Annotated in this window: 13 protein-coding genes; 10 read left to right on the top strand and 3 right to left on the bottom strand. The window is 44.4% G+C overall.

Translation table 11 applies throughout. The features are described from left to right. Window positions 1-92: 92 nt before the first annotated feature. The 8 genes from V3S16_RS05110 (at window position 93) to V3S16_RS05075 (ending at window position 3,860) form a co-directional block, all read left to right on the top strand. Window positions 93-494 carry a DUF302 domain-containing protein gene (locus tag V3S16_RS05110; RefSeq protein ID WP_413883597.1) on the top strand — a complete coding sequence of 134 codons (402 nt, stop codon included), beginning with the start codon at window positions 93-95 and terminating at the stop codon, window positions 492-494. A 54-nt stretch (window positions 495-548) separates the two neighbouring features. Beyond that, window positions 549-1,472 carry a c-type cytochrome gene (locus V3S16_RS05105; protein WP_413883596.1) on the top strand — a complete coding sequence of 308 codons (924 nt, stop codon included), beginning with the start codon at window positions 549-551 and terminating at the stop codon, window positions 1,470-1,472. 267 nt (window positions 1,473-1,739) lie between these two features. Next, the gene (locus V3S16_RS05100) at window positions 1,740-2,018 is read left to right on the top strand and encodes a type II toxin-antitoxin system RelE/ParE family toxin (RefSeq protein ID WP_413883595.1); all 279 of its coding nucleotides are present in this window, start codon (window positions 1,740-1,742) and stop codon (window positions 2,016-2,018) included. A gap of 11 nt (window positions 2,019-2,029) precedes the next feature. Continuing rightward, entirely contained in the window at window positions 2,030-2,350 is a 321-nt protein-coding gene (locus tag V3S16_RS05095) for a HigA family addiction module antitoxin (protein ID WP_413883594.1), read from the top strand. Between the two features lie 227 nt (window positions 2,351-2,577). Then, window positions 2,578-2,796 (top strand): hypothetical protein, encoded by a 219-nt coding sequence (locus V3S16_RS05090; protein WP_413883593.1) that lies wholly within the window; start codon window positions 2,578-2,580, stop codon window positions 2,794-2,796. A gap of 54 nt (window positions 2,797-2,850) precedes the next feature. Beyond that, window positions 2,851-3,117, top strand: coding sequence for a hypothetical protein (locus V3S16_RS05085; protein ID WP_413883592.1), 267 nt, complete (start codon window positions 2,851-2,853; stop codon window positions 3,115-3,117). Between the two features lie 210 nt (window positions 3,118-3,327). Then, the gene (locus tag V3S16_RS05080; RefSeq protein ID WP_413883591.1) at window positions 3,328-3,573 is read left to right on the top strand and encodes a DUF433 domain-containing protein; all 246 of its coding nucleotides are present in this window, start codon (window positions 3,328-3,330) and stop codon (window positions 3,571-3,573) included. Further along, the gene (locus V3S16_RS05075; RefSeq protein WP_413883590.1) at window positions 3,570-3,860 is read left to right on the top strand and encodes a hypothetical protein; all 291 of its coding nucleotides are present in this window, start codon (window positions 3,570-3,572) and stop codon (window positions 3,858-3,860) included. The genes V3S16_RS05080 and V3S16_RS05075 overlap by 4 nt, the downstream gene beginning before the upstream one ends. Here the strand turns inward: V3S16_RS05075 and V3S16_RS05070 are convergent. From V3S16_RS05070 to fusA, 3 genes are all read right to left on the bottom strand, one after another. Next, window positions 3,831-4,190, bottom strand: a complete 360-nt coding sequence (locus V3S16_RS05070; protein WP_413883589.1) for a hypothetical protein — start codon at window positions 4,188-4,190, stop codon at window positions 3,831-3,833. The two genes, V3S16_RS05075 and V3S16_RS05070, sit on opposite strands and share 30 nt — an antisense overlap. Window positions 4,191-4,652: 462 nt before the next feature. Beyond that, window positions 4,653-5,345, bottom strand: coding sequence for an AAA family ATPase (locus V3S16_RS05065; RefSeq protein WP_413883588.1), 693 nt, complete (start codon window positions 5,343-5,345; stop codon window positions 4,653-4,655). Window positions 5,346-5,402: 57 nt separating this feature from the next. Continuing rightward, the gene (gene fusA, locus V3S16_RS05060; protein ID WP_413883587.1) at window positions 5,403-7,460 is read right to left on the bottom strand and encodes an elongation factor G; all 2,058 of its coding nucleotides are present in this window, start codon (window positions 7,458-7,460) and stop codon (window positions 5,403-5,405) included. Window positions 7,461-7,822: 362 nt separating this feature from the next. Here fusA and V3S16_RS05055 point away from each other — a divergent pair, with 362 nt between their 5' ends. Both V3S16_RS05055 and V3S16_RS05050 read left to right on the top strand, forming a co-directional pair. After that, window positions 7,823-8,533: an AzlC family ABC transporter permease gene (locus V3S16_RS05055; RefSeq protein ID WP_413883586.1), complete on the top strand. Its 711-nt coding sequence runs from the start codon at window positions 7,823-7,825 to the stop codon at window positions 8,531-8,533. Further along, on the top strand, window positions 8,530-8,853 hold the full coding sequence (locus V3S16_RS05050; protein ID WP_413883585.1) for an AzlD domain-containing protein: 324 nt from the start codon (window positions 8,530-8,532) through the stop codon (window positions 8,851-8,853). The genes V3S16_RS05055 and V3S16_RS05050 overlap by 4 nt, the downstream gene beginning before the upstream one ends. Window positions 8,854-9,020: the final 167 nt, after the last annotated feature.

The raw sequence follows: 9,020 nt of genomic DNA, 5'->3' as shown, positions 1-9,020 counted from the left end.
ATGCAGAATTTATTCTGCTCACTAACTTGTTGGATTTCACTGAAGACTATTGAAAAGTCGCGGAAACAACTAATTCTCTTAAAGGAGGTGTTATGAAAAACAATACTACTTATGGAATTAAGAGAACGGTATCTCTTACTTATGAGGAAGCTATTCAAAAAGTCACTGAGACTCTCAAAGCAGAAGGTTTTGGGGTGCTCACCGAAATCGATGTCAAAGCTACGCTCAAAAAGAAACTTGATAAGGACTTTACTAGGTACATCATCCTGGGAGCGTGCAACCCATCTTTAGCGTTTCGAGCTCTCAGTACCGAACTGGATATTGGTTTACTGCTGCCCTGTAATGTAGTCGTATACGAAGATCCTCAAACTAGGGAAACGATAGTAGGTGCCATTGATCCTGCCGCAATGTTTCAAATCACAGGACAAGAAGACCTTAAAAGCATATCTGAAGAAGTCAAACATAAATTGACCCGTGCCGTTGAGGCAGTTTAAATGATTAATCAGCCAATGAGGAAATAATATCCTAATTCTACTAAGGAGGATAATATGAAAAAGATTGGTATTACCCTATTGATTCTTGCAATTTATAGCACGAGCGCATGGTCCCAGATGGGGGGAGGCATGATGGGCAGATCAACTCAGCAATTATACCCACAATCATATTCGCAGGAAGAACATGACAAACTCGATGAACTGATACGCATAAGCCGTGGCGGACAACTTTATGACAATTGGTGGAAAGCCACGATTGATACGGATAAACCCCAAAAAGACCACCCGCTATGGAAGGAACAAAGCACTAACAATCGGAATGGATATGATACTTATCGGTGCAAGGAATGCCATGGTTGGGACTATCGTGGTAAGAACGGCGCCTATGGCAAGGGGTCTCACCACACCGGATTCAAAGGGGTGTATGAGGCTGCTAAGAAAATGTCCATAAAGGAACTTGAGAACGTAAATAAGAGAGGCGCCCAAAAAAAACACGATTTTACAGAATATATTGGTAATAAAGAGATCGCTGATCTTGCACTTTTTATGAAAAAAGGACTTATTGACACAAGCAAAATTGTGAATAATGAAGGTTTGCCCATAGGAGGTAATCCAAGGACGGGAAGCTATATTTTCAGGAATAACTGTGCCCACATGTGCCACGGTACGGTAGGTATAGGAATAAATTTTGGAGACTCTGAAAAGCCTGAGTTTGTAGGCACCGTAGCTTACAAGAACCCCTGGGAATTCATCCACAAGGTTAGAAATGGTCAACCAGGAACAAGAATGCCCTCAGCAATTATCAATGATTGGAGCGAAAAAGATATTCTTGACCTTTTGAGCTTTGCACGCACTTTACCCAAGGATACATCAGAAATTGGCTGGTGGGGACGTTTTAGAGGGGATATGGGTCACTACATGATGCATGGAGATTACCGCCCCGGTAGTGGGAGAGGTTTCGGCCCAAGCTTGGAATAATATAGAGAATATTTGTAAGTTCATCCCTGAAGGGAAGCCACCGAATCTCGAAGCGAAAAGGGAATGATCTTCCGGTGGGTGTGTGAAATTTGGATTTACACATGCTTATCGGAAGGTCTGATTGTGCATGAAATCCAACAAATCACTTGACCGGACAGCGGGTAGCGTAGCGGCTAAAGGAACGGCGTAGGCGCTGCCGGTCAGTTCAAACGTTCGCTGTAAATTAAATCGTTGACATGTGTAACCTAAAAGGTTACAATATGACAAATGATTAAATCATTCAAGCATAAAGGATTAAAAGAATTTTTCTTTACCGGCAGCAAGAAAGGAATTAGACCGGGGCATGCTGATAGGCTGGAAAGGATTTTAGACCGATTGAATGCTGCCAATGAAATCAAAGATATGAATTACCCCGGTTCCAACCTCCATAAGCTCAGCGGAGATAAAAAAGGGTTATATGCTGTTAACGTTTCAGGAAATTGGAGGATATTTTTTGAATTCATTGAAGGGGATGCATACATAGTAGATTACGATGATTACCATTAAAAGGTGATACTATGAGAAAAATTAAAAGGCAACCAACGCACCCAGGCAAAATAATCAAAGAGGATTACTTAATACCATTATCCATTACAATAAAGGATATGTCTGCTATCCTTGGTGTGTCCAGGAAAACATTATCAAAAATTATTAATGAGAGAGGTTCCATAACTCCAGACATGGCATTACGTTTATCCCGGGCTTTCGATACTACAGCAGATCTATGGATGAATTTACAAAAGAATTGCGATCTCTGGCTTGCGGAACATACATCAAAAGAGTGGCAAGCCGTAAAACCAATTTCTCACGAACTTATTCATTCTCACTCCAGCTATTGAACAAAGGCCTTCAGCGAACAAATCAGTGGAGAGAGACCGGGCTTATACCGCGGCTTTTTAAAAATAATTCAAAAGTCAACTGTAGTGCCTTTTAACACCTTTTTCTCATAACATCGCCCGGCCTCTCACTTCCGCGTTAAATGGTAATGAAAACGAACCAGAACAATTCCGTTGCAGCAGTCTCTTTTAGATGTTAATATTGAATCAATCATAAGGGAGAAAAAGCTATGTTCAGATCCGTGGAAGCAATAATTGAAAAGAATGGGGAAGTCCGTCTTAAAGAACCTGTCCGCCTGGCTTCATCTTGCCGAGCGATAGTCACGATTCTCGATGAGAAATTGGACGCAATCGCTGAAACAGCTCTATTGAGCGAAGCAACCCTTTCTGAGGACTGGAACAGACCGGAGGAGGACGAAGCATGGTCTCACCTTCAAAAGGCTCGGTAGTGCTCGTCAGGGTTCCCGTTTTCAGATCTTTCATCGTCCAAGCTTCGTCCCGCAGTGGTGCTTGCCTCTGCTGGTCGAGATGACTGGATCCTTTGTCAGATAACCAGCAATCCATATGCCGATCCGACAGCCATCGAGATTGCTGATAGTGATTTCGAAACAGGTTCTTTGCAAAGGGTAAGCTATGCAAGGCCGGCCAAGCTTTTCACCGCCAACAGTTCCTTGGTGGAGACCGAAGCCGGCAAGCTCAACTCCCCGGCATTTAACAATATCGTCAATGCGGTTATTGGCATCCTGCAGAGGCCACCCAATACGAAGTGACTCTTTTGGAAGAACCATTTAACCATTCACTGCACCCTACTTGCGGGTATGCCGCGGCCATCCGAATCTCGTTCTTGTTGCTCAGCTTTTTGTTCATGCTTAAATCATCCTTGGTCTTACCCGCAATCGGGTGAGTTTTTCGTTATCTGGGTTGAATATTAATGATATTACCTATATAATAGTCACAAACTTTTAACAGGGGATCGGAAAATGGGAGAAAGAGGAAAAAAATATATTGTTTCAAACCCCTCAATAATGATGGGTAAACCCGTTATTGCAGGCACCCGCATCACAGTTGAACTTATATTGGAAAAACTTGCTGCGGGCGAAACGATTGATCAAATCATAGAAGCCCATCCTCGCCTTACTCGTGATGCGATTCACGAATCTTTATCATTTGCTGCAGAGGCTTTGAAAGCTGATGTAATCTATCCTATTTCTGAGGCAAAAGTGTGAATTTTGTCGCTGATGAAAGCGTAGACCGGCCAATTATCCCCTTCGACCGGGGCGACGACCTTCACAATCTGGAAATAGTCGATTCATCCGACCTAGTCCTCTTTATGGCCGGAAACCAGTTCATGGCGATGCAAGAGATTATTACCGGATTTCAAAAAGAATACCCGGATATCAATAAGAGTTATTATGAAACCCTCCCTGCGGGCCTTGAACTCAAACAGATCTTGGCGGGCGGCGCACAATTCAGAGATATAATATTAGGGTTTATCCACAACCTCCAAATATAGGGTGTCATCAGAGGTTTTGATGCGCAAATATTTTCCCTCAACAATCTCAATGGTAAAGTCCTGGTATGTCTTTCCATTCAAGGTAATGGCCGCGGTTTCCCCGTTTCTAACATAATCACCCCCATAAGCCCGAACCGTACGGCGAACCAAGTCATCTTTATCGCGTGTTACTTTTACGCCTCTCTGTTCCAAAGCTCTTTGCTGGCCGGTCTGACTAAGTTCAAAGTTGATGTTATTCTCAGACCCGTTAGAATGATCAAAATCGAACGATTGTACAGCAGTCGGCAGTACAAGAAGAAAACAAACGATTATTTTTCCCAAAGTTTTCATTTTACCGCCATCCTTTTAAATACTCTTAATTCAGACCTCGCAAATAATGACAGCTTGCGGGGAAAATTTTGGACAAAACGCGCCATTTCTAATCAAAGAGTTGGGTTCAAAGGTTCAATGTTCAAAGGTTCAGAGTTAACAGGTTCAGGGTTCAAAAGTTCAGCGTTCAAAGGTTCGAGGTTCAAAGATTCAGAGTTAGTAAGGTTAAATAAAAAAGCAATCCTGAACGGGGAACCCAGTAATCAGTAACCAGTAATTAGAGTAATTAGTGATCAGTTATCAGAAAATAGTATCCAGAACCCAGTATCCAGTATCCAGCAGCAGTGATTAGTGAACGCTGAACCCAGAACCCTGAACGCTGAACCCCGGAACCCAGACCGACTGGATGTCCATTTTTTGTGAAATCCCGCAGTATATAACGGTCTACGGTAATTTTTGACTGGTGAATGACGAGGTCTGTAATTAGGTAATAAGCATAGTCCTGGGATCAAGAAGCAATTTCGCATGTTCTGAATTTGCTGATCCTCCCTTCAAAACTTTCAGATGAATCTCTTTTCCTTCAGACTCCAATTGAATAGCAACATCAAACAGATCTGCAATGTTTTGCAGCTGAACCGGCATATCGTCCGGATCCGGTTTTTCATGACGGTGAGTCTGGATGGTAAACCAGGTGTGCAGGGATTGATTTTTTGCAAAGGTTTTTAAATTCAAAAGCGATTCTTTTGGGGATTGATCAAGGGGAAGACCGTCAATAAAAACAGCCTGCGGAGAAAAAATATTTTGCTCCTTAAGATCGGTAAGCCTCTCTTCCAACTTAGGCACACTAAAACCTTCGACTTTAAAGGTCATGATAAATCTGTGAGGTAGCATGGATTCCCAAAGCTCGCTTGATGTTTTCACATCATGGGGTTTAGTTAAGTGATAAAAAACCTCTTTATACCATAGGTTGACTTTGTTGACCGGATCATCCAGGCTGATATGCAGGACCTTTTTGCCGCGTAGAAGTGAGTTCAGCGCCAGTTGCACCAGAAGGGCGGTTTTGCCGACGCCGGCTCTTGCAAGTACGACACCGAAACCACCTTTCGGAAGGATGTTTTCGTTGTCTTGGGCTAAGATCCTCAATGGGTTTTGGAGGATGAGCTCATCTCTAAGCATATTTAGCTCCCTTTCTTTAAGCCCCGCTATAAGCAGGACGTTCATAAAATCGCAGAACTATTTTTGCAAATTTTCTGCTATGGACTGCGGTAGTTTTTTGTAGTTGCTGAACTCCATGGTAAACTGCGCTTTGCCCTGGGTTGCCGAGCGTAAAACTGTTGCAAACCCGAACATCTCTGCCAAAGGAACTTTGGCTTCGACAACACAATGGGGGCCTTCTTCCTGCGAGCCTACAATAATTCCGCGACGCTGGTTCAAAAGTCCCATGGCAGCCCCCAGAAATTCGGTCGGTGTCTCAACCGCAACCTTCATGATCGGTTCAAGAATGACCGGCCTGGCTTTTTGGTAACTTTCACGAAAAGCCCCCCAGGCTGCGGCCTGGAATGCCATCTCAGATGAATCGACGGCATGTGCGGCACCGTCGTTAATAACCACCTTGATGCCGGTAACGGGAAATTCCATTTTGGGCCCTTTGGCCATAGAATTTCTGAAACCCTTTTCACAAGCGGCAATGAACTGGGTTGGTATCTTGCCACCGACAATCTGATTCTCAAAAACAAAATCGGTATCAGCGACCGGTTCCATGTAGCCGGCCACCCGGCCGAACTGACCGGCGCCGCCGGTTTGCTTCTTATGGGTATAATTAAACTCAGACCTGCAAGTTATAGCTTCCCTGTATGCAACACGAGGTTTGCCGGTTGTTACTTCAGCATGGTATTCACGGTGCATCCGTTCTACATAAATTTCAAGGTGCAATTCACCCATGCCTTCGATAATCGTTTCATTGGTCTCATCATCGACGTAGGTTCTGAAGGTGGGATCTTCTTTGCTGAAACGGCCTAAGGCTTTGGACATATTATTCTTAGATTTGTTATCTTTGGGGGCAATGGCAAGCGAGATTACCGGTTCAGGCACAAACATGGATGTCATGGAAAGGTTGATGCCGGGGGAGACAAAAGTATCGCCTGAAGAGCATTCGATACCGAACAGAGCGCCGATATATCCCGCCGGAATAGTTTCGATATCTTCCATTTGATCGGCGTGCATGCGGGCCAGTCTGCCAACCCGGATTTTTTTTCTATTTCGAACATTAATAATCGTATCACCCTTACAAAGAGATCCTTGATATACTCTAAGATAAGTAAGTTGGCCGTACTGACCGTCTTCTAACTTAAAGGCAAGGGCAACAAGGGGAGCATTAGGGTCACTGGATAATACGACCGCTCTTTCCCCATTATCGATTTCGATAGCTTCGTTTTGTACATCAGAGGGGCAGGGCATTAGGTTGACAACCGCATCAAGCAGCGGCTGAATTCCTTTGTTTTTATAGGCTGATCCCATAAAAACCGGTATCATCTCACGCGCCAGCGTTCCCCGGCGAACGGCAGCAATAATCATATCTTCAGAAACTTCCTGTTCTTCAAGGATAGCTTCTGTCAGTTCATCCGAAAACATGGAAGCTGCATCAATGAGTTCTTCCCGGCGCCTTTGGGCTTCAGCCACTAAATGATCAGGTATATCCTCTGTGCGGACGTATTCTCCATGGTTGCCGTCAAAGTAAAACGCTTGCATGGTTACAAGGTCGGCGACGCCTTTAAAATCGGCTTCAAGTCCTATGGGCATCTGCATAGCCACGGCGTTGTGCCCCAATTTTTCTTTGATCTGGTCGGTAATTCGAAAAGGGTTTGCTCCGCTGCGATCGCATTTGTTGACAAAAGCTACAAAGGGAATTTTGTATCTTCTCATCTGCTGGTCAACAGTAATAGATTGGGACTGAACACCGCCGACGGCGCATAAAACCAGGATGGCCCCGTCAAGTACCCGCAAAGATCTTTCAACCTCTATGGTAAAGTCCACATGACCGGGGGTATCGATGATATTGATTTCATGCTCCAGCCATTCGCAATAGGTGGCCGCTGAAGCAATGGTGATACCGCGCTCTTTTTCAAGTTCCATAGAATCCATGGTGGCGCCGATACCATCTTTTCCCTTAACATCATGGATGGCATGGATGCGCTTGGTGAAAAACAGTATTCTTTCGGTAAGCGTTGTTTTGCCCGAGTCAATATGGGCGCTTATTCCAATGTTTCTGACTTTCTGTGTGGTTTTTTGCATGGTAATTTCAGGAGCTGGTTATGCTGATTATAGTTGAATTGAACGGCTTTATTCAATAAAAAAATAAAAAACCCTCATTTGGATAAACATCGGCCAGATGAGGGGTTTTAATGTTCACCGGCATTCAAACAAACCCGCTAAAAATAATTGTTAAAATAAATTTGTCAAGAAAAGCAGTCGAGATTTAATTGGTCTCCGATAGCATCAAACGCTTATTTGAGGGTTGCAGGGCTTTTACATTTGTTGTATCGTTGCTTTGATTCGTTGGTTTGGGAGTAATCTTTTTCTTTGAGCAGCGGCCCCTAACCAGCGATTTTTTTTGATGTTTTCCTAAAAGTATATTTATTACGGTTCATATAACCATGACTATAGCTTCTAAAACAAACAGCTATAATATCAAAAATGCTGTCTTTCAGGGCTTGGGGGCGGCTTGGCCCGTCTGCCTTGGGTATGTTCCCATTGGGCTTGCTTTTGGCGTACTGGCTCAGAAGGCCGGGTTGAACTCTCTTGAAATCGCACTGATGTCTATTTTAGTGTTTGCCGGAAGCTCCCAGTTTATTGCCGTATCGATGCTTTCAGCCGGAGCGTCGGCAGCCTCTATTATTCTGACGACACTTGCGGTCAACCTGAGGCACCTGCTGATGAGTTCCTCCCTGGCGGTCTTTGTAACCAAAGCAACCAGGAAAAAAATTGCACTATTTGCCTACGGGGTTACCGATGAAAGCTTTGCCGTAAACCATGCCAGATTCAGCAAAAACACCTGGGACCTGAATCGTGCTCTGGTAGTCAATCATGCCGCCAATATCACCTGGATTGCAAGTACTATCATCGGCGGATTCAGCGGTCGTTTCATTCCTGCCAATGCTTTCGGTATTGATTACGCTCTTATCGCCATGTTTATCTGCCTTTTGATTTTTCAGCTCAAAGGTCGCCTGTACGTAATCACTGCTGTCACAGCAGGCGCCTTGGCAGTGGCCCTATCACTGGCGATTCCCGGCAATTCATATATCGTTCTGGCATCGATACTTGCAGCAACCTTGGGCATCGGTATAAGGAAATGGTACAAATTATGATACACCGCGAATATATAATTTTAGTTATTGGAATGGGACTTGTTACCTACCTGCCTCGCTGGATGCCGCTATTTTTTCTGTCCAGACGTGAGCTTCCGGCGTGGTTTGTGGAATGGCTTGATCTAATCCCGGCGGCTATCCTCAGCGCACTTCTTTTGCCGGAACTGATTACAACGGGTGAGCCCAGACATATGGAACTCTGGCAGCCGGAACTTTTGGTAGCCGTGCCCACGTTTATCTTTGCCCTGAAGACAAAATCTTTAGGCGGCACCGTTGTTGTGGGAATGTTGCTGTTCTGGCTGACAGGCAAGGTAATATAAAAACCATGGAAAATGGGAATGCGCTCGCTATTGCAGTTCAACCCCTTCTTATATCCCATCTAATTGATATAATGAACGACCCCGCGGCAAGCCACGGGGTATCAACAAATGATATTTTCTATCTTAACGCAGCAAGCTGCGGGGAATTTAACCCGACAGATTCCGCA

It is taken from the genome of Candidatus Desulfatibia sp., from assembly GCF_036446775.1.
Taxonomy (GTDB): domain Bacteria; phylum Desulfobacterota; class Desulfobacteria; order Desulfobacterales; family UBA11574; genus Desulfatibia_A.
Note: the sequence above shows the minus strand (reverse complement) of the source record. Positions and strands in the feature narration are given on the sequence as shown.

Excerpts from the sequence above, each read along its gene's own strand:
- V3S16_RS05110 (WP_413883597.1), top strand. The coding sequence starts at position 93 with ATGAAAAACAATACTACTTATGGAATTAAGAGAACGGTATCTCTTACT.
- V3S16_RS05105 (WP_413883596.1), top strand. The coding sequence starts at position 549 with ATGAAAAAGATTGGTATTACCCTATTGATTCTTGCAATTTATAGCACG.
- V3S16_RS05100 (WP_413883595.1), top strand. The coding sequence starts at position 1,740 with ATGATTAAATCATTCAAGCATAAAGGATTAAAAGAATTTTTCTTTACC.
- V3S16_RS05095 (WP_413883594.1), top strand. The coding sequence starts at position 2,030 with ATGAGAAAAATTAAAAGGCAACCAACGCACCCAGGCAAAATAATCAAA.
- V3S16_RS05090 (WP_413883593.1), top strand. The coding sequence starts at position 2,578 with ATGTTCAGATCCGTGGAAGCAATAATTGAAAAGAATGGGGAAGTCCGT.
- V3S16_RS05080 (WP_413883591.1), top strand. The coding sequence starts at position 3,328 with ATGGGAGAAAGAGGAAAAAAATATATTGTTTCAAACCCCTCAATAATG.
- V3S16_RS05070 (WP_413883589.1), bottom strand. The coding sequence starts at position 4,190 with ATGAAAACTTTGGGAAAAATAATCGTTTGTTTTCTTCTTGTACTGCCG.
- V3S16_RS05065 (WP_413883588.1), bottom strand. The coding sequence starts at position 5,345 with ATGCTTAGAGATGAGCTCATCCTCCAAAACCCATTGAGGATCTTAGCC.
- fusA (WP_413883587.1), bottom strand. The coding sequence starts at position 7,460 with ATGCAAAAAACCACACAGAAAGTCAGAAACATTGGAATAAGCGCCCAT.
- V3S16_RS05055 (WP_413883586.1), top strand. The coding sequence starts at position 7,823 with ATGACTATAGCTTCTAAAACAAACAGCTATAATATCAAAAATGCTGTC.
- V3S16_RS05050 (WP_413883585.1), top strand. The coding sequence starts at position 8,530 with ATGATACACCGCGAATATATAATTTTAGTTATTGGAATGGGACTTGTT.